Genomic DNA, 23,556 nt, shown 5'->3' with positions numbered 1-23,556 from the left:
GGAGCGAAATTACTGCTCAAAGGTATTGAGTACTCCGCGCTCTAAATGCAAAATCCGATCACAACGTTGAGCGCGAACTGGATCATGAGTCACAATTACAAAGGCGGTGCCTTGCTCGCGAGCGATATCCAACATTAAATCGAATACGCCATCAGCAGTTTCAGTATCCAAATTTCCTGTAGGCTCATCAGCCAATACACAACTTGGATTACCCACCAAGGCTCTAGCCACGGCAACACGCTGACGCTCTCCACCCGATAGCTCTGCAGGAGTATGAAGCTCGCGATTAGCTAAACCAACTGCTTTGAGCATCTGACTAGCGCGATCCATCGATTCTTCATTGCTTAAGCCACGAATCCGAAGCAATAAGGCAACATTTTCTACCGCGCTGAATTCATCCAAGAGATGATGAAATTGATAAATGAATCCTAAATTCTGGTTGCGCAATTTATCCAACTTGGCAACTGAGAGTCGATTGATATCTGCACCACCAAGAAGTACTGAGCCAGCACTAGGGGTATCTAAGCCCCCTAATAAATGTAGCAAAGTACTCTTGCCCGAACCAGATGAACCCACTATGGCAACTTTTTCTGAATTGGCTACGCTTAGATCAACCGCCTTGAGCACCTCAACAGCGGTTGGGCCTTGACCATAAGTTTTAGCTAGGCCTTTCGCCAGCAATACTGGGCTATTTAAATTACTCATAGCGCAGCGCCTCCGCTGGCTTAATCTTCGCAGCACGACGACTTGGATATAAGGTGGCTAAAACCGATAGGCCGAAAGCCATTAATCCCACAGTAACCACATCACCCATGCGCACATCTGATGGCAGTTCACTAATAAAGTACACCTCGCGTGGCAAGAACCGCACTCGGAAGATTGCTTCAATCGCTGGAACAATGACATCAATATTGCATGCAATTAATAAGCCAAGACCAACACCAGCCAGTGATCCCATTAAACCAATCGCCAATCCCTGAACTAAAAATATTCTCTGTATTAATCCTGGGCTCGCACCCATGGTTCTGAGGATTGCGATATCAGCCTGCTTCTCATTGACAGTCATCACCAGGGTAGAAACTAGGTTAAATGCAGCGACAGCAATAATGAGTGTCAGGATGATGAACATCATCTTCTTTTCAGTTTGTACTGCTGCAAACCAATTGCGGTTAGATCGGGACCAATCTGTAACCCACAAGGCCTGAGGGACTACGGAGGCAAGCTCAGCCGCAACTTCAGGAGCGCGCTGCATATCATCTACTTTGATGCGCAAACCCGATGGATCATGCAATCGCAATAAGGCCGCTGCATCTCTCCAATGCATGATCGCCAGAGAGCTATCGTATTCATAATGACCACTATCCACAATGCCTACTACCTGAAGAGTGCGCATTCTTGGCATTGCACCTGCTGGAGTTAAATCACTCTCAGGAACAATTAAATTAATTCGATCACCAATACGGGCGCCAACGATAGATGCCAATTGCGCACCTAATGCAACGCCAAAACTGCCTGGCTGAAGATCGTTAATATTTCCGGCGATAAATTGTTTTGGAAGATCGGAAACCTTTCCTTCCTCGCTTGGAGCAATTCCACGAATAGCAACGCCACGCATGACGTTATCGCGAGTGAGCAACCCTTGTGAGCTCACCATCGGCGCAACTCCAACAACGTGAGGCTCTTTACCAAGCTTTTGGGCAAGTGACTCCCAATTTGCCAAGCCATCCGGCGCAGTAATCTCGACATGTGAAAGCACGGATAGCATGCGATCACGCACCTCTTTCTGAAAACCATTCATCACTGACAAAACCACAATTAAGGAAGCAACTCCTAAAGCGATGCCGGCAGTAGAAATCCCTGAAATAAAGGAAAGGAAGCCATCACGCTTGCCAACAGCCTTCCGGCGCTTGGAGCGGGTATAGCGCAAGCCAATTTCTAGATCGATTGGAAATCTCAACATAGCCACAGTTTAGACAATTGCGAGCGCAAACTGATGGAAACTCCAAATGCCACCTAAAATTAGGGGGATGACTCAGAATTCAGCGCAAGCTCAAAATACCCAAGACCAGCCAAGACGCTTTACCCTGATGCTAACGGGGGAGGATGTCTTGGACGAACAAGACGACAATCAAGCTCGCCAGGGGTTGCCACATGAGCGCTATCTACTGGGTGACCAGGTACCGCTTGCACCGATTCTTCTTTTGGGGCAGTCCACAATAAACTTTGATCCCAATCTAGAAATCGCATGCTTACAGCCAGTTCATTTGCATGCTACGCGAGATCACCTGATTTTGATGGGTCAGAATCAGATTGATCTGACAGAAACTGAATCAACGCAATTACTCAATGTGGCGCTACCTTTGCTTCAAGAAGACTTTGAGCATCAGGTGCTATTTCATAATCAACACTACTGGTTCATTCCAGTTGGACCATTTAATAAGTTAGCTAGCTACAGCGTTGATCAAGCACAAGGTCGCAATATTGATTGGTGGATGCCCCATGACACGCATGAGCAAGGTATCGCGAAGCGTTGGCGCAAATTACAAAATGAAATTCAAATGCTTTGGCATATCGATTCCGTAAACGAGGAACGTCAAGCAAGAGGCTTGCCAAGCATCAACTCCATTTGGATTAGTGGAATTGGCAGACTAAGGGATGTCAAAGTACCACTAGTGTTTGGACAAGCTAGCAAGATAGTTGGTCAACACCCATTACTATCGGGGCTTGCTAAATTCTGCGGCATTCAATTTAGCAACTCGGTCTCTACCGCAAGTCTCGATGGCGCTTTTGCTTGGCTAGATAAGCCAGAAGCTCTTTGGCCTCAGTTGGTCAATCAATTCCTAAATAAGCAACTAGATGAAGTGATGATCATTGATTTTCCCGAAGGTAGAACTCGAGAGCGGGTATTTACCTTGCATGATATTCAGAAGAAATCTTGGATGTTCTGGAGAAAGCCAGAAGTCCTAACTTGGAAAGATGCAATTCAATCGTGAGTTCTTTTTCTAAACGATCTTTTTCAGAGAGGGCTGCTGCTTGGCTAGAACAAAGTGACTTGCATCCACTATTAGCTAGGCTGTACGCAGCACGGGGCGTGGAATCTCCCGAGGAACTTTCTCTTGAACTAAAAAACCTGCTCTCCCCAAATGATCTAAAAAATTGCATCAGTACCGCGTCTTTACTCGCCGATATTTTGGAAAAAAAAGAGCCAATGCTGATCGTTGCAGACTATGACTGTGATGGGGCAACTGCCTGCGCCGTCGGTCTGCGCGGCCTTAGAATGCTTGGCGGAGCGGATACACCCATTCAGTTTTTAGTACCAAATCGTTTTACGATGGGTTACGGCTTAACGCCTGATGTCGTCGAGTTAGCTGCTCAACAAATCCCAAAACCGAAATATTTAATTACTGTCGATAACGGCATTGCTAGCGAAGCGGGGGTTGATCGCGCTAATGAATTAGGCATGGCTGTGATTGTGACTGACCATCATTTGCCTGGCGACAAGCTACCCAATGCGGCGGCTATTGTGAATCCCAATCAACCGAACTGCACGTTCCCAAGTAAAGCCTTAGCAGGTGTTGGAGTAATGTTTTATGTATTGGTAGCGCTTCGTGCGGAATTGCGTAAACGCGGCAAATTTACCAACGAGACGCAGCCCAAATTAGAGAACCTATTAGATTTGGTGGCGCTTGGTACTGTCGCAGACGTTGCACAATTGGATCGCAATAATCGGATATTGGTTTCTAATGGATTAAAGCGTATGCGTGCTGGTATATCGCAACCTGGAATGCAAGCGCTCTTCCAAGTGGCGACTCGAGATCTCCGCAAAGCCAATACCTTTGACCTTGGTTTTGCCATTGGGCCAAGACTTAATGCCGCGGGGCGGCTTGCAGACATGACACTAGGTATTCGCCTGTTATTAACTGATAGCACGGATGAAGCTTTGAGTCTTGCCCAAGAGCTTGATCGCATCAATCGAGAGCGACGCGTGATCGAAACGGGTATGCAAGAAACCGCTCTTGCATACCTCTCTGAAGACCAACTATCGGGCACGATGGCGCAGCGCTCTAGTATTTGCTTATGGAATCCGGAATGGCACCAAGGTGTTGTTGGTATCGTGGCATCACGCTTAAAAGAACGTTTTAATCGCCCAGCTATTATCTTTGCACCTGATGGCAATACCGGTGATGAATTGCGAGGCTCAGGACGATCCTTAACAGGATTTCATTTGCGTGATGCCTTGGATATTGTCTCGAAAAAAGAACCTGGCTTGATCCTAAAGTTTGGCGGGCACGCGATGGCTGCAGGCCTGACTATCCGAAAAAGTGATTTTGATCGTTTTGATATGTGCTTCCAGGAAGTTGCCAATAGCTTACTAAGCGCAGAGTTACTAGAGCGACAGCATATTCACGATGGTGCCCTCCTTCCATCTGAATTTACCCCTGAAATTGGCGACCTTCTTGCCGATGAAATCTGGGGCCAAGGATTTCCACAGCCCATTTTCTATGGCGACTTTGAAATTACTCAACAGAGCTTGATGAAAGAAAAACATCTGCGTTTATTGGTAAAGCCATTGAGCGGCGACTCAAATCTAGCCCCTACCAAACCACTAACAGCCGTTTGGTTTAATCGCACCCAAAGCCTACCCAGCCAAGCCAAGCTTGCGTACCGTCTCGTGACCGATCGCTATCAAGGACAAGCTCGAGTCCAACTGATGATTGAAGCTCATGATGAAAGCCCAGCCGGCTGAGGGGGCAATTGGAATAACCCCCTTATAATCAGGGGATGGAAGCTGAACAACTAAACACCATCTCAAATACCTTGTCCGATCTGCTCACCCGCGAGCAAGCCCTTCGGGGGTATCTTTGACTACGAAGTAAAGTCTCGTCGTCTCACTGAAGTTAACTCCATCCTAGAAGACCCTAGCATCTGGGATGACCAAAAGAAAGCACAAGCCTTAGGCAAAGAAAAGAAATTGCTTGATGGCGTGGTTTCCACACTCACCGATCTCAATACCAATATCACTGGCGCTATCGAACTATTCGATATGGCTAAAGAAGAGAGTGATTTCGAGACAATCGCTGCTATCGAGAAAGATGTAGAGAGTTATAGCAAGATCATTAATGATCTTGAGTTCCGCCGCATGTTCCACAATGAGATGGATTCATGTAACTGCTTTATTGATATTCAAGCTGGTGCAGGTGGCACTGAAGCCTGCGATTGGGCAAGCATGCTTTATCGTCAATACTTAAAGTATTGTGAACGCAAAGGCTACAAAACGGAAATTCTGGAAGAATCCGATGGCGATGTTGCAGGCATCAAGAGCGCAACGATCAAAGTCGACGGCGAGTATGCTTACGGACATCTGCGCTCTGAAACAGGCGTGCATCGCTTAGTGCGCAAATCTCCTTTCGACTCGTCTAACGGTCGTCACACCTCCTTTGCCTCGATCTATGTCTATCCAGAGATTGATGATTCCATCGAAATTGAAGTGAATCCTGCTGATATTCGTACCGACACCTATCGTGCGTCAGGCGCTGGCGGTCAGCATATTAATAAAACCGACTCTGCCGTGCGATTAACGCACGTTCCAACTGGAATTGTGGTGCAGTGCCAAAACGATCGCAGCCAACATCGCAACCGCGCAGAAGCCATGAGCATGCTCAAGTCTCGTCTCTACGAACATGAAATGCAAAAGCGTCGAGCTGAGCAAGATAAGTTGGAAGCTAGCAAAACCGATGTGGGCTGGGGTCACCAAATTCGCTCCTATGTTTTGGATCAGAGCCGCATTAAAGACTTACGCACCAACGTTGAGATTTCGAATACTCAAAAAGTATTAGATGGAGATCTCGATGCATTTATTGAAGCCAGCCTGAAGCAAGGCGTTTAATTAATCAAGAATATGAACGATAAAACAAATTCAGCCAACACCCAAGCTCCAGCAACCGAAGCGGTTGATGAAAATCACATCATCGCTGAACGTCGCGAGAAGCTAGCGAAACTTCGCTCAAATGGAGTTGCCTTCCCCAATGATTTTGTGCCAACCCATTTAGCGGCAGATCTTCATGCTCACTACGATAGCCTGACCAAAGAAGAGCTTGCAGAGAAAAAGATTCATGTGAAGGTAGCTGGGCGTATGGTACTGAAACGCGTGATGGGTAAGGCCAGCTTTGCCACCATTCAGGACCGTAGCGGACAGATTCAGTTTTACATTAACGATGAACTCACTGGTGCAGATACCCATGGCGCTTTCAAGCACTGGGATATGGGTGACTTTATTTCCGCAGAAGGCAATCTCTTTAAAACCAATAAGGGCGAACTTTCTGTTGAATGCAATCAATTACGTTTATTGAGCAAATCATTACGTCCTTTGCCCGATAAATTTCATGGCCTCTCTGATTTAGAAACAAAATATCGCCAGCGTTATGTTGATCTGATTGTTAACCCAGAAAGCCGTAATACCTTTAAAGCGCGTAGCAAGGCTATTGCTTCCCTGCGTCGCCATATGCTTGATGCTGACTTCATGGAAGTTGAGACGCCGATGCTTCACCCCATTCCCGGTGGCGCAGCAGCTAAACCATTTATTACCCACCACAATGCTTTGGACATGCAAATGTTCTTGCGTATCGCTCCAGAGCTTTACTTAAAGCGTTTAGTAGTAGGTGGCTTCGAACGCGTATTTGAAATTAACCGCAACTTCCGCAATGAAGGCGTAAGTCCTCGCCACAATCCAGAATTCACCATGATGGAGTTCTATGCGGCATACACAGATTACCGCTGGTTGATGGATTTCACAGAAGGTTTAATTCGTGCCGCAGCAATTGATGCGCAAGGTACCGCAGTGCTAACCCATCAAGGACGTGAACTTGATTTAAGCAAGCCCTTCCAACGCTTAACCATCAATGAAGCCATTTTGAAGTACTGCGGCCAGTCAGGCAAAAGCTATGACCCCGCCCAACTTGAGGATGCCGCATTTATTCGTGCGGAACTGAAAAAAGGTGGCGAGAATCCAGACTCCCCAACCCTCAAAAACGCAGGTATAGGTGCATTGCAGTTAGCTTTATTTGAACTTGTTGCTGAGGAACACCTTTGGGAGCCAACTTATATCATTGATTACCCAATCGAAGTCAGCCCTCTCGCAAGAGAATCGGATAGTCGCCCAGGCATCACCGAGCGCTTTGAGCTGTTCATAACTGGTCGCGAGATTGCTAACGGCTTCTCAGAACTGAATGATGCTGAAGATCAAGCCAATCGTTTCCGCAAGCAGGTAGAACAGAAGGAAGCCGGCGATGAAGAGGCAATGTACTTTGATCACGACTTTATTCGCGCACTCGAATACGGCATGCCTCCTACAGGCGGTTGCGGCATCGGTATTGACCGTCTGGTTATGCTCCTGACTGATGCACCGAATATTCGTGACGTGATTCTATTCCCACACTTGCGTCGCGAAGAAGAGTAAGTAAGTCATATTTACAGACTTCAATCTATAGAGAATTAAAAAGGCACCAAATGGTGCCTTTTTAATTTCAAGCTAATTTAGATCCTAACTTTTCTAAAGAAACCAATTAGCAAAATAATAAAGATCACTCCAAACCAAAATAATGACCACTCCGGCACTTGCAAACCCAAAATCGCTGGCAATTTTGCGGAGCAAAGTCCATCCGCTTTAAATAACCACGGAAGACCTTGAGTCAATTGAAATTGGTTAATCCATGTCTCCAACGGATCAATGCCACACGAATTTTCGGGATGAGACAGCAGCCACACCTGGCGAGCTGCCACTGAAAATCCATAAGCAGCCGACAATGTCGCTAGGCCATGAAAAAGTTTTCTCAATGGATTTACCCCAACGGCCAAGAAGCAAAAGACAGCGATTCCCAGATAGCCAATTCGCTGCAAGATACAGAGGGGGCAAGGCAAAAACGAAACGCCTTGATACCCTGTTTGCTGCAAGATAACCGCGAAGACAACCAAACAAAGGCTTAACAGAGATAGATATAGGTATTGGGATCGAGTCATATGCAAATGATAGCTGGCTACCTAAATATGAGCGCAAACTCATCGTTTTCATACTCTTTATTACCAAAAGTTGACTAAATATAAAAAGTTAATTCATCAAACACTTCGAAAGTAGTCAAATAATGAGGATAATCAAGGTTTTGCAATATTTATTACGCTTGTCATGGCCGCATATCACACTGAAACCGTTTTAACCGTTCACCACTGGAACGACACCTTATTTAGTTTTACAACAACCCGCAATAAAGGCTTACGCTTTCGCAGTGGACATTTCCTAATGATCGGGCTGGAAGTTGAAGGCAAACCCCTGGTTCGCGCATATAGCGTAGCAAGCCCCAACTACGAAGAGCACTTGGAATTTTTAAGTATCAAAGTTCAAGATGGTCCACTAACATCTCGCCTGCAAAAGATTCAGGTTGGTGACCCTATTCTTGTAAGCGAAAAGTCCGTTGGCACTTTGGTGCTAGATGATCTCAACCCTGGAAAGCACCTCTACCTCTTTAGCACAGGCACAGGCCTTGCTCCATTCATGAGTATTATTCGCGACCCAGAGACTTATGAGAAATTTGAGAAAGTAGTTCTCATTCATGGCGTTCGCTTGGTGAGCGAGCTTGCTTATGCTGACTACATCAAAAATGAATTAACCCAAGATGAATACCTTGGCGAACTGATTCGCGAAAAACTCATCTATTACCCAACCGTTACGCGTGAAGCGTTTAAGCATACTGGCCGTCTAACAACTGCAATTGAATCAGGTCAGCTCTTTAAAGACATCGGCTTACCGCCACTAGATCCAGCAGTTGATCGAGCAATGATCTGCGGTAGTCCATCCATGCTTAAAGAAACCTCGGAAATGTTGGATGCAAAAGGCTTCAAAGTTTCACCAAGCCTCGGTCAAATGGGTGACTACGTCTTTGAGCGCGCCTTCGTAGAGAAGTAACCCAAGCCACTCAGTTACCGCCAGTTTCTTTATATCCAAAAGTAATATAAATATCGCTATATATTTCTTGTAGATATATAGAACCCTTGGTAAATTCTCTTTAACGAGTTATTACCAAGGAATTTCGATGTCCCCCGTTCGCGAGCATTACAACCCCGTTATCACTAAATTACTTCGGGAACATGACCGCCTTCCACATGAGAAGGTCGCAGAACGCAAGCAATTCCAGCGTCAAATTCTATTTCTCATGAACACCATCAAGCTCGAAGAGTTTGAACAGTCTTTTGCTTGATAAGGAATAAATCATGATTCAATATTTCATTGATTCCACACAATTCATTATTTCCGGCGCACTTGTTGGGCTTTTAGTTGGCATGACTGGTGTTGGTGGTGGCTCGTTAATGACACCGCTCCTAACCATTATTTTTGGCGTAGCGCCAACAACTGCTGTTGGAACTGATCTTGCATTTGCGGCAATTACAAAAGGGTTTGGCACAGCCGCACACAGATTGCATGGCAATGTTCGCTGGGATATTGTTCGCTTACTATGCATTGGTAGCTTAACGACCGCAGTGATTTCGATTTTGACGTTGAAGTTTGTTGGTCCAGTTTCAAAAAATTTCAATCACTTTATTAGCGTCTCCATTGGCATCTCTGTTTTATTAACAGCAATTTCATTGCTATTTAGAGCAAAGATTCTTAAATGGGTTCAGGACAACCCAAAATTTCTACCAAGTGGGTCTCGCCTAAAGGTTGCAACTATTGCGGTTGGCGCCGTTATTGGAGTTCTTGTAACTATTTCATCAATTGGCGCTGGCGCAATTGGCGCAACCCTCATTTTGGCTCTATATCCACACCTCAAGCCATCTGAAGTTGCAGGCACAGATATTGCTTATGCAGTTCCGCTTACAGCGCTAGCTGGTCTTGGCCACTGGTGGCTAGGAAATGTTCACTTTGATCTACTTTTTGGTCTTTTGCTTGGATCAGTTCCAGCAATCTGGTTGGGCGCAAAGCTATCGAGCACCCTTTCCGAGCGTGCAACTAGAACCACATTGGCCGCCACCCTATTTCTAGTTGGAATTAAATTAGTCTCATCATGATTGCACCAAAATTTTGGTCAATTCCGCAAAGCTCTATATCGCCTGCTGAATTTTCTAAAAAATCTAATTCGCTAATAAAACGCCTATCTGATATTTCGTCTCGATTTTCAGATGTCCGCTTTGCTACTAGTCTTGCTGCAGAAGATATGGTGGTCACTGACGCTATTCAGAAAGCAAAAGCCAACATCAAACTTTTTACATTAGCCACAGGACGTCTTCATCAAGAGACTGTCGACATGGTTAAAACTACCGAAGACCATTACGGGGTAACGATTGAAAAAGTCTATCCCCAAGAAAACGATGTTCAAGCATTCATCGATCAATATGGCATGAATGGTTTTTATGATGGTGAAGAACCCAAAAAAGCCTGCTGCGGCGCACGCAAAATCAAACCTTTGAACGCCGCATTACAAGGTGCAGATGCTTGGATTACTGGTCAACGTCGCGAACAATCAACTACCCGCACAGAACTCAATCTTGAAGAGTTAGATGACGCAAGAGGTATTGCTAAATTTAATCCACTGTTTGATTGGAGCGAAGCCGATATCTGGGCTTACATCAAACAAGAGAATGTGCCTATACACCCTCTTCACCTCAAGGGTTACCCCAGCATTGGCTGCGAGCCCTGTACCCGCCAAGTAAAGCAAGGCGAGGATATCCGCGCTGGACGCTGGTGGTGGCTACAAAGCGCTAGCAAAGAGTGTGGACTGCACGTCAACAAATAACGTATTCATTATTAAAACTTAGTAGAAACAAGAAGCGATTTACAGAATGTCAGAAAAAAAATTACTTGATGATCACTTAGATTGGCTCGAAGCTGAGTCTATCTACATCATTCGTGAGGTGGTAGCACAGTGCTCCAACCCCGCCATGCTATTTTCAGGCGGAAAAGATTCGATCGTGATGTTTCACTTAGCACGTAAGGCATTCCAATTTGGCGATCGTCCTGTCAAGTTACCCTTTCCGATTTTACACATTGATACAGGGCATAACTATCCTGAAGTAATTCAATATCGTGACGATGTTGTTAAAAACACTGGTGTCAAACTCATTGTTGGTCACGTAGAAGACTCTATTAAAAAGGGTACTGTTCGTTTACGTAAAGAGACAGATTCCCGTAATGCCGCTCAAGCGGTAACCTTGCTTGAGACAATCGCCGAGTATGAATTTGATGCCCTGATGGGTGGCGCACGTCGCGATGAAGAGAAAGCCAGAGCTAAAGAGCGCATCTTCTCTTTCCGCGACGAATTTGGCCAATGGGATCCCAAGGCGCAACGTCCTGAACTCTGGAATCTCTATAACGCCCGTATCGCTAAAGGCGAGAATATGCGCGTATTTCCGATTTCCAACTGGACCGAGCTCGATGTCTGGCAATACATTGCCCGCGAAAACCTTGCTTTGCCTAGCATCTATTACACCCATCAACGTGAAGTGGTGAAGAAAAACAATCTCCTGGTACCGGTGACCGATGTCACTCCAAAAGCACCTGGTGACGTTAGTGAAATTTTAAGTGTGCGCTTCCGTACTGTTGGCGACATCAGTTGTACCTGCCCAGTACTCAGTACTGCTGCAAACCCGCTCGATATCATTGCCGAAACCGCCATCACCGAAATTACTGAACGTGGCGCAACCCGCATGGACGACCAAACCAATGAGGCCTCCATGGAGCGCCGTAAGAAAGAAGGTTACTTCTGATGACAACAACTCAACATCTAAATGCGCATCAAAACGTAGTGCGCTTTATTACCGCCGGTAGCGTTGATGACGGTAAGAGCACCTTAATTGGTCGTTTACTTTATGACACCAAATCTATTCTGGTTGACCAGCTTGAATCCCTTTCCAAGACGAAACATGCGCGCGTTACCTCCTCTGATGCTGGTGTTGATTTGGCACTTTTGACTGATGGCCTAGAAGCTGAGCGTGAGCAAGGTATTACGATTGATGTGGCGTATCGCTATTTTTCGACACCTAAGCGTAAATTTATTGTGGCTGACGCTCCGGGTCACGAACAATACACTCGTAATCTTGTTACAGGCGCATCGCAGTCTGATGTAGCAGTCATATTAGTGGATGCTACTCGCGTTGATCTAAATACCTCGCCAGCAACACTATTAGCCCAAACCAAACGTCATGCCGCAATAGTGCATTTATTGGGTTTGCGTCACGTGGTATTTGCGATCAACAAAATGGATTTGTTTGAATTCGATGAGAAGGTTTACAACACCATTAAATCTGCCATCGAAGATCTCGCTATCAAAATTGGTTTGCCAACCCCAACATTAATTCCTATCTCAGCCTTACTGGGAGCCAATGTTGTTACTAAAAGTCAACATACTCCTTGGTACAAAGGTCCTACTCTATTGGAATTACTCGAAGGCCTTGATACCAGCCCTAAATCCGAAAAATTAGCCCTACGTTTCCCAGTGCAATATGTGGCACGCCAAGATGGAAGCGCTTCAGATGATTTCCGTGGCTACCTGGGTGAGATTGAATCAGGCAGTATTCGCAAAGGCCAAAAGATTAAGGTGTTGCCAGGTGGTTCGGAGGCTACGGTTGCTGAGATTTATCTCGGGAATGGCTCTGATAGCAAGGGTAATAATGCTGTTGACTCAGCTCAAACTGGCGAAGCCGTAGCGATTCAATTGGCTGAAGATATTGATGTATCGCGTGGCTCTCTATTTATTAGCGCGGAAGATTCTAAACCGCCTGTGCTCAGCAAGCAGCTTTCTGCTGACTTATGCTGGTTAGATGGCGAACCACTCTCATTGAGTCGGAAGTACGCATTGCGTCACACTACTAATACCATTGGCGCAAAGGTTAAAAATATTCAACAAGTCTTGGATGTTCAAACCTTATCGCATGCAAGCGATGTACATGCACTCTCCACGAATGAAATTGGTAGAGTCGATTTTATTTTGCAAAAACCCATCGTCGCAGACTTATTTGATCAGTCCCAACGAACAGGTTCCTTCATTTTGATTGACGAAGCGACCAACCACACAGTTGCTGCCGGAATGATTCGCGAGGCAGTAGAGCAATAAGGTTTTGCGTGTTAAGCATTTAAAAGCCTCGTGATTTTCTAATTACGAGGCTTTTTGCTTTAAATCAAAAATTGAATACCTAAGGGAAGCCCCCTTCTTCCCAGATTTCGGCTAAGGAAATAGAATAAGGAATGCCTAATGCCTTTAATTTCCAAGCCTCTCCGTTTGACTGCCTCAATACCCAAGAGCAAGACCTAGTCAGAAATAGTGTCGATATCGCCTATTTCAAGGAAGGCGAAACTATACTAGACGTAGGCTCAACACCAACGCATTTGTTTATTCCCATTAAAGGATATGTTCAACAACTTGAGAATGGCGAGGAAGTTGCGACCTATGACCCTGATGACTGCTTTGATGGACGAGGGCTGATTGCTGGAAAGGTATCGAGTCAATTCATAGCTTCCGAAGAAGTGGTTAGCTATCAACTAGCCAAGTCAACAGTAACCGAGCTCATCTCTACCAATGCAACATTTGGCGCCTTACTATTTGCAGATCTTTCTAAAAAGCTCAATGCTTTAGCCGAAAGACGTAGTCAGTATGAAATCAACTCCCTTAGTCTTGCGCAAGTCAGCGAGGCGTTTCTGAGGGAAATTCATATTGTCGAATTTGATACCAACTTATTTGATGTTGTCAGAATTTTCAACGACAAAAGGACTAACAATGTTTTGGTTCGCAGCAATGTTGTTGACAATAAAGAGCTAGGAATCTTCACAACAACAAGCCTTCAACGTGCCATACTTGCCAAATATCCTCTTGATTCAACACCCGTAGGGCCTTTAAGTAACTACAAACTGATTACCGTTGAAGCCAAGGACCATTTATATGAGGCTTTAGCCATCATGATCCGTCACTCGGTTCATCGCGTCATTGTGATGAACGAGGGACAGCCAATTGGCACTTTAGAGCAGGTGGATCTATTAAGCTTTATAGCCAATAGCTCATCTCTTGTAGTACAAGGCATTCTTAGCGCTAAGACGCTAGAGGATTTGAAGGAAGCCGCTAATCAAATCACCAACCTCATCACGCTATTGCATCGCAATGGCACAAAAGTTGCCATGATTGGCCGTTTGGTTCAAGAGCTAAATGCCAAACTCTTTGAGAAGGCATGGTCGTTAATAGCAAGTTCAGATCTTCAAAAGAATAGCTGTCTCTTTGTCATGGGTAGCGAAGGACGGGGCGAGCAGATTCTGAAGACCGATCAAGATAATGGCCTCATCGTTGCTAATGATTATCAAATCACCCCTGAGGTAGTCAGTGCCTGTGATCAATTTTCCGCAGCATTGATTCAATTTGGTTACCCAGAATGTCCAGGGAAGATTATGGTCAATAATCCAGCTTGGCGCATGTCGGAAAAGGACTTTACCGAGACCGCAAAGCATTGGCTGCTTCAACCCACGCCAGATAGCCTAATGAATTTGGCTATCTTTTTAGATTCTCATGCAATTAGCGGCAACTCATTACTACTTGAAAACGTCAAACAGAATCTCTTTAATTTGGCCACTGATAATCAATTCTTAATGGCGCGCTTTGCTGCCGCCATCGAGAGTTTTAATTCAGAAGTGGGTTGGTGGAATCGCTTGCTTACCCTTGGTGGTGATCATTCGGATAACCGCATCAATCTCAAAAAAGCGGGTATCTTCGCCATAACCCATGGAATTCGCTCGCTAGCCCTAGAGAATCACATACGCGCAAACTCCACAGCGGAACGAGTGCGTGAACTCATTCAAATCCATAAGATCCCCCAAGATCTTGGAAACGAGGTTGTTGAATCTTTGCATCTCTTAATGGAGTTGCGACTAAAAAGCGGCATAGCCGAACTAGAAACCGGCAAAGCCGTTTCTGGTGAAATTGATCTTAGCCGACTATCAACCCTTGAGCGAGATCTTCTAAAGGATAGCTTGAGTGTAGTGAAACGTTTTAAACAGTATTTGCGTCAACACTTTCACCTTGAGTTTGCATGAGCCAGTTACTGCCTGGATTCATACAAAAACTCTATCGCTCCGTTTGGCGTGAATGGCTCATCTTTCATCTTGGCGATGAACGCTATAAGTTTATGTTTGATAAGCCACCTGCTAATGAATGGGTAGCTATTGACTGCGAAACAACCGGCTTAAATATCGCTAAAGATCAAGTTATCTCAATCGGAGCGGTCAAGATTGTTGGCAATAAGATCATGACTAGCGAACGTCTTGAGATCTTAGTCAAACCAAGCAAAGAAGTCTCCGCAGAGAGCGTTAAGATCCATCGGCTTCGCGAGCTTGATGTTGCGAATGGCTTAGATCCTGAGGTTGCAGCCGCCAAACTGATGCAATTTATTGGCAGTCGACCCATTGTTGGTTATTACCTAGAGTTCGACTTGGGTATGCTGCATAAAGTGATTTGGCCAATGCTAGGACAAGGCCTCCCTCAAGAAAAGATTGAAGTTTCAGAAATGTACTATGAGTACAAAAACTCGAAATTGCCACCAAATCAGCGCGGTCAAATGATTGATTTACGTTTTGATACTCTAATGAAAGACTTAGGTCTACCGACGCGCGATGCCCATGATGCAATGAATGATGCCGTCATGACGGGTATGGCATTCATTAAATTACGAGAACTGCTCGGGAAATAAAAAACCAGGATTGCTCCTGGTTTTTTATTCTTGTAACTTCGCTTTGGTTTAGTGACCAGAAGCTCCTGAAGCACCAAGACCGGTCTCAGAACGGACTTGCTGTGCAGCAAATGAAGCGCGCTCTTTCTTAGCGTTCTCGCTGTTATCTAATACAGAGAACAACCAAACACCCACGAAACCAATCGTGATTGAGAACAAGGCTGGTGATGAGTATGGGAACAAAGCTGAACCTTTAGGGTTACCTAAAACTGCTTCCCAAACGGAAGGCGATACCACCGTCAAAGCAACAGAAGATACCAAGCCCAAGAACCCGCCAATAACCGCACCCTTGGTTGTGCAATTCTTCCAAAGTACTGACATAAACAATACTGGGAAGTTTGCAGATGCTGCAATGGCAAAGGCTAAGGACACCATGAAAGCGATATTTTGCTTTTCAAAGGCGATTCCTAATACCACGGCGATTACACCCAAAGTCAAAGTTGTCAAACGAGACACTTTCAACTCAGCGGCGCTATCAGCATTACCTTTTTTGATCACTGTCGCATAAAGGTCATGTGAAACTGCGGATGCACCAGACAATGTCAAGCCAGCCACCACAGCCAAGATGGTTGCAAAGGCTACAGCAGAGATAAAGCCGTAGAACACGTTGCCGCCTACAGTTTTAGCAACCAATACAGCTGCCATATTTGCAGTACCAGCACCGCCTTTGATAATACCTTTAGCAACATCAGCCATATCAGGATTGGTCAATACTAAAGTGATCGCACCAAATCCGATGATGAAGATGAGGATGTAGAAGTAGCCAATCCATGTAGTTGCCCACAATACAGATTTACGAGCCTCTTTTGCATCAGGTACGGTAAAGAAGCGCATCAAGATGTGTGGCAAACCAGCAGTACCAAACATCAGGGCCATACCAAATGAAATCGCAGAAATCGGATCCTTAATGAAGCCGCCTGGGCCCATGATGCTCAAGCCTGCTTTTGCTGCCTCTTCTGGGGTTTTACCTGCATTACCTGCAATTGCTGTTTTTACTTCAACAGCTTTAGCAAATAATGCCTCTGGACTAAATCCATATTGAGCTAACACCATGAATGCCATGAATGTTACGCCGGCTAACAATAAGCACGCTTTAATGATTTGAACCCAAGTTGTCGCAGTCATACCACCAAACAACACGTAGATCATCATCAAGCAACCAACAATCACAACCGCCATCCAGTACTCAAGACCGAAGAGCAACTTAATTAATTGACCAGCACCAACCATTTGGGCGATCAAGTAAAAAGCCACAACAACCAATGTGCCAGAAGCAGCAAATGCTCTGATTGGGGTTTGCTGGAAGCGATAGCCTGCTACGTCAGCAAATGTGAACTTACCAAGATTACGCAGACGTTCAGCCATCAAGAAGGTAATCACAGGCCAACCCACCAAGAATCCAATGGAGTAGATCAAGCCGTCATAGCCATTAGCCATCACTGCTGCTGAAATACCCAAGAAGGAAGCTGCAGACATGTAGTCACCTGCAATTGCCAAACCATTTTGGAAGCCAGTGATACCACCGCCACCTGTATAGAAATCAGCTGCAGATTTCGTTTTTGTAGCAGCCCACTTGGTAATGTACAAAGTGCCAGCCACGAATGCAGCAAACATTCCAATCGCTACCCAGTTGGTCTCTTGCTTTTCAACTTGGCCCATATCGGCACCAGCAGCAATTGCCAAAATTGGCAAAGCGAATAGCGCCAATGCGCTAAGAATTTTTTGAATACGTGTCATTTGTTTGCATCCTTCAAAATCTCTGCAGTTAATGTGTCGTATTCATTGTTTGCTCTACGAACATAGATGCCAGTAATCAAAATAGTAAAAATGATTACGCCCATACCAATTGGAATGCCCAAGGTAATAACGCCATCGCCGATTGGTTGCGCCAAAAATGGCTTATCAAAAGCAATTAAAGCGATGTATCCGTAATAGACGATAAACATCAAGATACAGAGGGCCCAACCAAAAGAACTGCGCTTACGCTTTAGCTCTTGGTATTTTGGATTAGCCTCTATGCGTGTTACGACAGCATCAGACATGCATCTCTCCTTCAAAAAAACTACCCGTGGAACAACTAAAAGAAACCACGATTCTAATGAGGGATTTACGCATAAAGCCTGTATCTAAGGGTCTATCTCCATACGACTAGGGTTGATCCTATGAAGGTAATCCCTAAAAAGAAAAGCCATCGTTTCCGATGGCTTAAAGAGATTTATGGAGGTACAGAACAACAACTCCATATTAGCTATACGTTTATCGAGGATTCAAACCAAATGCATAGTTATAAAGCACTACGCACTAATTTAGTGCGTTTAATGATTCTCTTTGGCGTGATTGATTGAGTATTTGGGTATTTCAATCACCAAATCCTCTTTGGCCACAATCGCCTGGCAAGATAAGCGTGATTGAGAATTCAACCCCCAGGCGCGATCAAGCATATCTTCCTCATTCTCATCAGGCGGATTTAGGCTTTGATACCCCTCTTTCACAATCACATGACAAGTTGTGCAAGCACAGACCATATCGCAAGCGTGCTCAATCGGAATGTCGTTTTCTAGTAGAGCCTCGCAAATAGACGTGCCAGGCAATGCTTCAACAACTGCACCCTCGGGACAATATTCACTATGAGGAAGAACAACGATTTGAGTCATGATGGCTTCTTAATTTTTATTTACTGTTATTTAACTTAAATCTCGGTAACATTTTTGCCAGCTAAAGCTTTTTGAATGCTTGCATTCATACGCTTTTGCGCAAAATCATCGGTAGCTTTTGCCGCATGATCAACAGCCTTGCGAACAACTGAGCTATCTGTTTCTTCATTCAAAATCTTTTGCAGTAATTTAATTTCGAGATCAATAGCGGACTGCTCATCCTGACTCAGAAGATCTCGATCACTTGCTAAAGCAGCCTGTACGGCATCAATCAAGCGTTGTGCGCTGACCTGTTCTTCCCTCAGCGATCTTGCAAGTAAATCCTCCTTGGCAGAAGCAAAACCATCCTGCAACATTCGAGTGATCTCAGCATCCGTTAAACCATATGAAGGCTTAATATCTATAGAAGCCTTCACACCCGAACCTTGCTCTGTGGCACTGACTGACAATAAGCCATCAGCATCCACCTGAAAGGTCACGCGTATGCGCGCGGCACCAGCTGCCATTGGCGGAATGCCTCTTAACTCAAAGCGACCAAGAGAGCGGCAGTCTTGAGCTAACTCACGCTCACCCTGAACCACTTGTATGGCGAGAGCTATCTGACCATCTTTAAAAGTTGTAAAGTCCTGCGCCCTAGCAACAGGGATCGGAGTATTGCGGGGAATAATTTTCTCCACCAAGCCGCCCATAGTCTCTAAACCTAAAGACAAGGGAATCACATCCAACAACAACCATTCGTCATCTTTGCTTTGATTGCCAGCCAACAAATCGGCTTGCATTGCAGCGCCTAAAGCAACCACTTGATCAGGGTTCAAATTATTTAATGGTTGGGTGCCAAATAGTTCACCAACTGCGCGCTGCACATTAGGCATACGCGTAGAACCACCTACCATTACAACGCCTTTGACATCTTCAGCCTTAAGGCCCGCATCACGCAATGCTTTTTTACATGCCATTAAGGTTTTAGTCACCAAGTTTTGAGTAATCTCAAAAAACTGGGCTTGGCTAACACCAACATTTACGACGGTTCCATCAGATAGCGTCTCATGCACGCGGGCTAAAGGGTTGTGACTTAGTAATTCTTTTGCATGCTTGCAGGCCTGTAGCAATGTGCGATGGTCGTGCACAGATAAAGGCGGAAGCTTTGCCTGCTCTAGAACCCAACAATACAAACGATGATCAAAGTCATCACCACCCAATGCAGAATCGCCGCCAGTAGAAAGCACCTCAAAGACGCCCCTGCTCATTCGTAGAATAGAGATATCAAAAGTTCCGCCGCCAAGATCGTAGACGGCATAAACACCTTCGGAAGCGTTATCTAATCCGTAGGCAATCGCTGCGGCAGTCGGCTCATTTAATAAACGCAGCACTTCAATACCCGCCAACTTAGCAGCATCTTTAGTTGCCTGACGTTGCGCATCATCAAAATAAGCCGGCACAGTAATTACTGCACCAACAATATCTTCTGAAACAGAATCTTCTGCCAACTGACGCAAACGCGCCAAAATTTCTGCAGAAACTTCAATGGGACTCTTATCTCCAGCAACCGTTCTTAACTTCAGCATGCCAGGCTGATCTACAAAATCGTATGGCGCACTTTCACTATTCTCTACATCATTGAGGCCACGACCCATGAAGCGCTTTACTGAAATAATGGTATTTTTTGGATCGCTTACAGCGCTCTCTAGCGCCTCAAAACCCGCCTGAGTACGACCATTGGGCAAGTAACGCACTACCGAGGGGAGCAATTCACGACCTTGCTCATCTGGCAATACTTTTGGTAACGCATCGCGAACAATCGCCACCAAAGAGTTTGTTGTCCCCAAATCAATACCCACAGCTATACGGCGCTGATGCGGTGCCAGAGATTTACCGGGTTCAGAGATTTGTAATAAGGCCATAAGGTTTCAGTGTATCGCTAGATGAGTGAAGCAATTGCATCATCTAACTCAATAGCAAATTTGTCGACAAACAATAAACCTCGAAGAAGCTCAGCGGCACGCTGATAGTTTTTGGCGCTATCAATCGCTTGTGCAATTTCTACCAAGGTATCTGATTTGGATTGCTCTACCTCAGTCATCAAGGCCTCAAGCTCCGGCAACTCTTCTGCTTGCTCATCGAGAGTCTCACGCCACTCCATTTGCTTCATCAAAAAAGCAGCTGGCATCGCAGTATTTGTTTCTAGTTTGGCATCCACACCATGCAACTGACATAAATAAAGTCCACGCTGAATTGGGTTCTTGAGAGTTTGGTATGCCGTATTAGCTAGTGTTGCCATTTGCATAGCAACTCGTTGCTCTGCCTCAGTGCCACGTGCGTGGCGATCTGGGTGGACTTCTTTCTGAATCGCTAAATATGCCTGATCGAGTGCAGGCAAGTCGATGTTGAATTGCTGATTTAGACCAAAGAATCGAAAGTAATCGTCAGACGCGGAAAGATTCGCCACAACCACACTCATCTTTAACGTTCGGATTCTGAAACTTAAATCCCTCGTTCAAACCCTCACGCACAAAATCCAATTCAGTTCCATCTAAGTAAGCCAAACTTTTTGGGTCTACAAATACCTTCACGCCGTTGGACTCAAACACTTGATCTTCAGCGGCAGGCTCATCGACATACTCCAACTGATAAGCCAAACCAGAGCAGCCAGTAGTGCGAACGCCCAAACGTAAGCCACAACCTTTGCCGCGCTTCTCAAGGTTGCGATTAACGTGCTTTGCAGCTTTTTCAGTTAAGGTAATTGCCATAATGAATCTCGAATTAAATCTCTAGTATTTCTTGCTCGACTTATTTTGCAGGGTGCTTTTCTTTGTAATCAGCAACCGCTGCTTTAATCGCGTCTTCCGCCAAGATAGAGCAGTGAATCTTCACAGGTGGCAAGGCCAACTCTTCAGCAATTAAAGAATTTTTAATTTCAAGAGCTTGATCCAAAGTCTTGCCCTTGACCCACTCCGTAACCAAAGAAGAAGAGGCAATCGCAGAACCGCAACCATAGGTTTTGAACTTGGCGTCCTCAATAACGCCTTGATCGTTTACACGAATTTGCAATTTCATAACATCGCCGCAAGCGGGGGCGCCAACCATACCGGTTCCTACGCTGTTATCGCCCTTTTCAAAAGAGCCAACATTGCGGGGATTTTCATAGTGGTCAATGACTTTATCGCTATATGCCATGGTATTTCCTCTTTAATTTCTCTAATTTGTTTCTTTAATGCGCAGCCCATTGAATAGTGCTGAGATCAATTCCATCTTTATACATTTCCCATAATGGGGATAACTCGCGTAACTTCGCAATCTTTTCCTTAACCAACTTAATTGTGAAGTCCACTTCTTCTTGAGTAGTAAAGCGACCCAAGGTAAAACGAATTGAGCTATGAGCCAACTCATCATTGCGACCCAAAGCGCGCAATACATAAGAAGGCTCTAATGATGCTGAAGTACAAGCAGAACCTGATGAGATTGCCAAATCCTTGAGAGCCATCATCATGGACTCGCCTTCAACATAGTTGAAGCTGATATTGAGGTTGTGCGGGACACGGCTTTCCATGTCGCCGTTGACATATACCTCTTCGATATCTTTCAAACCAGCCAATAAACGATCGCGCAAGGCACGAATACGCTTGTTCTCTTCAGCCATTTCGATACGTGCAATACGGAATGCCTCACCCATACCCACAATTTGATGAACCGCCAAAGTGCCAGAACGCATACCGCGCTCATGTCCACCACCGTGGATTTGCGCCTCAATACGGATTCGTGGCTTACGACGCACAAACAGAGCGCCAATGCCTTTTGGACCGTAAGTCTTATGCGCAGAAAAACTCATCAAATCTACTTTGATCTTCTCAAGATCAATCTCAACTTTGCCAGTCGCTTGGGCTGCGTCTACGTGGAAGATCACACCACGAGAACGGCATAAGTCGCCAATGCGAGGAATATCTTGCACTACGCCAATTTCATTGTTGACGTACATCACAGAAGTCAAAATGGTTCCCGGCTTCATTGCAGCCTCTAGTTGCGCAAAGTCAATCAAGCCATTTGGCAATACGTCTAAATAAGTTACTTCAAAACCTTCGCGCTCTAATTCGCGACAGGTATCTAAAGTTGCTTTGTGTTCCGTCTTAACGGTAATGATGTGATTACCGCGATCCTTGTAAAAGTGAGCAGCGCCTTTCAAGGCCAAGTTAATACTTTCAGTAGCACCACTGGTAAAGACGATCTCTCTTGGGTCTGCATGAACCAATTGCGCAATCTCAGAACGCGCCCACTCAACCGCTTCCTCCGCAGCCCATCCGTATGCATGGCTTCGAGAGGCAGCATTACCAAATTGCTCGCGCAAGTAAGGCAACATCTTGTCAACAACGCGTGGATCTATTGGTGTTGTAGCCGAGTAATCCATGTACACCGGAAAGTGTTTAGGACTAAACATCGGAACCGGTTGTTGTGGAAGGTCTTGTGGTGCGTTCATGTTGTATTTCTAAATAAGGTATTACTAATTAACTTTGCCGCGCCAAATTAAATACTGAATTCACGAGTGGCGCCTTTGGGGCAACTTCTTTTTTTACCGCTAGCACTGGAGCTGGTTTTTCAGCCTTTGCGCCTTCAATTTTGACTTTCTTAGGACGCATGTCTTGAATCACAATACCGCGTCCTTCTTGCTGCTGTACTAAATCACGCAAGGTCACAGAGCTAAGGTACTCAACCATCTTTAAATTGAGATTGCTCCAGAGGTCATGCGTCATGCAACGGCCATGATTTTCTTCATCGGTATGGCAATTGCCTTTACCGCCACACTGGGTAGCATCCAAAGGTTCATCAACCGCGACAATAATGTCGGCAACACTAATTTCATTCGAAGGACGAGCCAATGTGTATCCACCTCCGGGACCACGCGTACTTTCAACAATATTGAAGCGGCGTAGCTTGCCAAATAGCTGCTCGAGGTAAGAAAGCGAAATTTTTTGTCTCTGACTAATTCCTGCTAACGTCACAGGACCATGCGTCTCACGCAGGGCTAAATCAATCATTGCGGTTACTGCAAAACGACCTTTAGTTGTAAGTCTCATATGTCACCTTGGTAATGGATTGTTATGGACAGCTAATAGACTGGTGGGTAATACCTGACTATTCCGCTCAACTTTACCATAATCCC

Annotated in this window: 24 protein-coding genes; 12 read left to right on the top strand and 12 right to left on the bottom strand. The window is 45.3% G+C overall.

Annotation, left to right across the window (positions count from 1 at the left end; genetic code table 11):
• Nucleotides 1–9: 9 nt before the first annotated feature.
• Entirely contained in the window at nt 10–705 is a 696-nt protein-coding gene (locus ICV39_RS05640; RefSeq protein ID WP_215389181.1) for an ABC transporter ATP-binding protein, read from the bottom strand.
• On the bottom strand, nt 698–1,957 hold the full coding sequence (locus tag ICV39_RS05635) for a lipoprotein-releasing ABC transporter permease subunit (RefSeq protein ID WP_215390903.1): 1,260 nt from the start codon (nt 1,955–1,957) through the stop codon (nt 698–700). The genes ICV39_RS05640 and ICV39_RS05635 overlap by 8 nt, the downstream gene beginning before the upstream one ends.
• 70 nt (nt 1,958–2,027) lie before the next feature.
• Here ICV39_RS05635 and ICV39_RS05630 point away from each other — a divergent pair, with 70 nt between their 5' ends.
• The 4 genes from ICV39_RS05630 to lysS all read left to right on the top strand — a co-directional run bounded on the left by ICV39_RS05630 (nt 2,028) and on the right by lysS (nt 7,456).
• Nucleotides 2,028–2,993, top strand: a complete 966-nt coding sequence (locus ICV39_RS05630; protein WP_251372632.1) for a hypothetical protein — start codon at nt 2,028–2,030, stop codon at nt 2,991–2,993.
• Entirely contained in the window at nt 2,990–4,747 is a 1,758-nt protein-coding gene (gene recJ, locus ICV39_RS05625) for a single-stranded-DNA-specific exonuclease RecJ (protein WP_215389179.1), read from the top strand. The genes ICV39_RS05630 and recJ overlap by 4 nt, the downstream gene beginning before the upstream one ends.
• Nucleotides 4,748–4,782: 35 nt before the next feature.
• Nucleotides 4,783–5,887, top strand: a protein-coding gene (gene prfB / locus ICV39_RS05620) for a peptide chain release factor 2 (protein ID WP_215389178.1) whose coding sequence is annotated in 2 segments (ribosomal slippage) — nt 4,783–4,854 and nt 4,856–5,887 — 1,104 coding nt in all. Because the reading frame shifts where the segments join, the coding sequence is not laid out codon by codon here.
• Nucleotides 5,888–5,899: 12 nt separating this feature from the next.
• Nucleotides 5,900–7,456 (top strand): lysine--tRNA ligase, encoded by a 1,557-nt coding sequence (gene lysS, locus ICV39_RS05615; RefSeq protein WP_215389177.1) that lies wholly within the window; start codon nt 5,900–5,902, stop codon nt 7,454–7,456.
• A gap of 77 nt (nt 7,457–7,533) precedes the next feature.
• On the opposite strand, the gene ICV39_RS05610 is transcribed toward lysS, so the two are convergent.
• Nucleotides 7,534–8,016, bottom strand: a complete 483-nt coding sequence (locus ICV39_RS05610) for a disulfide bond formation protein B (protein WP_215389176.1) — start codon at nt 8,014–8,016, stop codon at nt 7,534–7,536.
• 163 nt (nt 8,017–8,179) lie between these two features.
• Here ICV39_RS05610 and ICV39_RS05605 point away from each other — a divergent pair, with 163 nt between their 5' ends.
• The 8 genes from ICV39_RS05605 (at nt 8,180) to ICV39_RS05570 (ending at nt 15,711) form a co-directional block, all read left to right on the top strand.
• A complete protein-coding gene (locus ICV39_RS05605) occupies nt 8,180–8,956 on the top strand; it encodes a ferredoxin--NADP reductase (protein WP_215289257.1) in 777 nt (258 codons plus the stop codon).
• A 127-nt stretch (nt 8,957–9,083) separates the two neighbouring features.
• Nucleotides 9,084–9,248: a hypothetical protein gene (locus ICV39_RS05600; RefSeq protein WP_173956168.1), complete on the top strand. Its 165-nt coding sequence runs from the start codon at nt 9,084–9,086 to the stop codon at nt 9,246–9,248.
• A gap of 13 nt (nt 9,249–9,261) precedes the next feature.
• Nucleotides 9,262–10,056 carry a sulfite exporter TauE/SafE family protein gene (locus tag ICV39_RS05595; protein ID WP_215389175.1) on the top strand — a complete coding sequence of 265 codons (795 nt, stop codon included), beginning with the start codon at nt 9,262–9,264 and terminating at the stop codon, nt 10,054–10,056.
• Nucleotides 10,053–10,781, top strand: a complete 729-nt coding sequence (locus tag ICV39_RS05590) for a phosphoadenylyl-sulfate reductase (protein ID WP_215389174.1) — start codon at nt 10,053–10,055, stop codon at nt 10,779–10,781. The genes ICV39_RS05595 and ICV39_RS05590 overlap by 4 nt, the downstream gene beginning before the upstream one ends.
• 46 nt (nt 10,782–10,827) lie before the next feature.
• Nucleotides 10,828–11,751 (top strand): sulfate adenylyltransferase subunit CysD, encoded by a 924-nt coding sequence (gene cysD, locus ICV39_RS05585; protein ID WP_215389173.1) that lies wholly within the window; start codon nt 10,828–10,830, stop codon nt 11,749–11,751.
• Entirely contained in the window at nt 11,751–13,097 is a 1,347-nt protein-coding gene (locus ICV39_RS05580; protein WP_215389172.1) for a sulfate adenylyltransferase subunit 1, read from the top strand. The genes cysD and ICV39_RS05580 overlap by 1 nt, the downstream gene beginning before the upstream one ends.
• A 131-nt stretch (nt 13,098–13,228) precedes the next feature.
• Nucleotides 13,229–15,058 carry a putative nucleotidyltransferase substrate binding domain-containing protein gene (locus ICV39_RS05575; RefSeq protein ID WP_215389171.1) on the top strand — a complete coding sequence of 610 codons (1,830 nt, stop codon included), beginning with the start codon at nt 13,229–13,231 and terminating at the stop codon, nt 15,056–15,058.
• Nucleotides 15,055–15,711 carry a 3'-5' exonuclease gene (locus tag ICV39_RS05570; RefSeq protein WP_215389170.1) on the top strand — a complete coding sequence of 219 codons (657 nt, stop codon included), beginning with the start codon at nt 15,055–15,057 and terminating at the stop codon, nt 15,709–15,711. Before ICV39_RS05575 ends, ICV39_RS05570 begins: the two co-directional genes overlap by 4 nt.
• A gap of 48 nt (nt 15,712–15,759) precedes the next feature.
• Here ICV39_RS05570 and ICV39_RS05565 read toward each other — a convergent pair whose 3' ends face one another.
• The 9 genes from ICV39_RS05565 to ICV39_RS05525 all read right to left on the bottom strand — a co-directional run bounded on the left by ICV39_RS05565 (nt 15,760) and on the right by ICV39_RS05525 (nt 23,470).
• Nucleotides 15,760–17,487, bottom strand: a complete 1,728-nt coding sequence (locus ICV39_RS05565; RefSeq protein ID WP_215389169.1) for a cation acetate symporter — start codon at nt 17,485–17,487, stop codon at nt 15,760–15,762.
• Entirely contained in the window at nt 17,484–17,792 is a 309-nt protein-coding gene (locus tag ICV39_RS05560) for a DUF485 domain-containing protein (protein WP_215389168.1), read from the bottom strand. Before ICV39_RS05560 ends, ICV39_RS05565 begins: the two co-directional genes overlap by 4 nt.
• 273 nt (nt 17,793–18,065) lie before the next feature.
• Entirely contained in the window at nt 18,066–18,404 is a 339-nt protein-coding gene (gene fdx / locus ICV39_RS05555; protein ID WP_215389167.1) for an ISC system 2Fe-2S type ferredoxin, read from the bottom strand.
• A gap of 35 nt (nt 18,405–18,439) precedes the next feature.
• Nucleotides 18,440–20,305: a Fe-S protein assembly chaperone HscA gene (gene hscA / locus ICV39_RS05550; protein WP_215389166.1), complete on the bottom strand. Its 1,866-nt coding sequence runs from the start codon at nt 20,303–20,305 to the stop codon at nt 18,440–18,442.
• 17 nt (nt 20,306–20,322) lie between these two features.
• The gene (gene hscB, locus ICV39_RS05545) at nt 20,323–20,850 is read right to left on the bottom strand and encodes a Fe-S protein assembly co-chaperone HscB (RefSeq protein WP_371816523.1); all 528 of its coding nucleotides are present in this window, start codon (nt 20,848–20,850) and stop codon (nt 20,323–20,325) included.
• Nucleotides 20,828–21,151: an iron-sulfur cluster assembly protein IscA gene (gene iscA / locus ICV39_RS05540; RefSeq protein WP_068948041.1), complete on the bottom strand. Its 324-nt coding sequence runs from the start codon at nt 21,149–21,151 to the stop codon at nt 20,828–20,830. The genes hscB and iscA overlap by 23 nt, the downstream gene beginning before the upstream one ends.
• 40 nt (nt 21,152–21,191) lie before the next feature.
• A complete protein-coding gene (iscU, locus tag ICV39_RS05535) occupies nt 21,192–21,578 on the bottom strand; it encodes a Fe-S cluster assembly scaffold IscU (protein WP_173956180.1) in 387 nt (128 codons plus the stop codon).
• A gap of 34 nt (nt 21,579–21,612) precedes the next feature.
• Nucleotides 21,613–22,872: an IscS subfamily cysteine desulfurase gene (locus ICV39_RS05530; protein WP_371816522.1), complete on the bottom strand. Its 1,260-nt coding sequence runs from the start codon at nt 22,870–22,872 to the stop codon at nt 21,613–21,615.
• Between the two features lie 28 nt (nt 22,873–22,900).
• Nucleotides 22,901–23,470 carry a Fe-S cluster assembly transcription factor gene (locus ICV39_RS05525; RefSeq protein WP_215389164.1) on the bottom strand — a complete coding sequence of 190 codons (570 nt, stop codon included), beginning with the start codon at nt 23,468–23,470 and terminating at the stop codon, nt 22,901–22,903.
• Nucleotides 23,471–23,556 lie beyond the last annotated feature (86 nt).

The organism is Polynucleobacter sp. MWH-UH25E, assembly GCF_018687095.1.
GTDB lineage: Bacteria > Pseudomonadota > Gammaproteobacteria > Burkholderiales > Burkholderiaceae > Polynucleobacter.
This window is presented reverse-complemented; position numbering and strand designations above follow the sequence as displayed.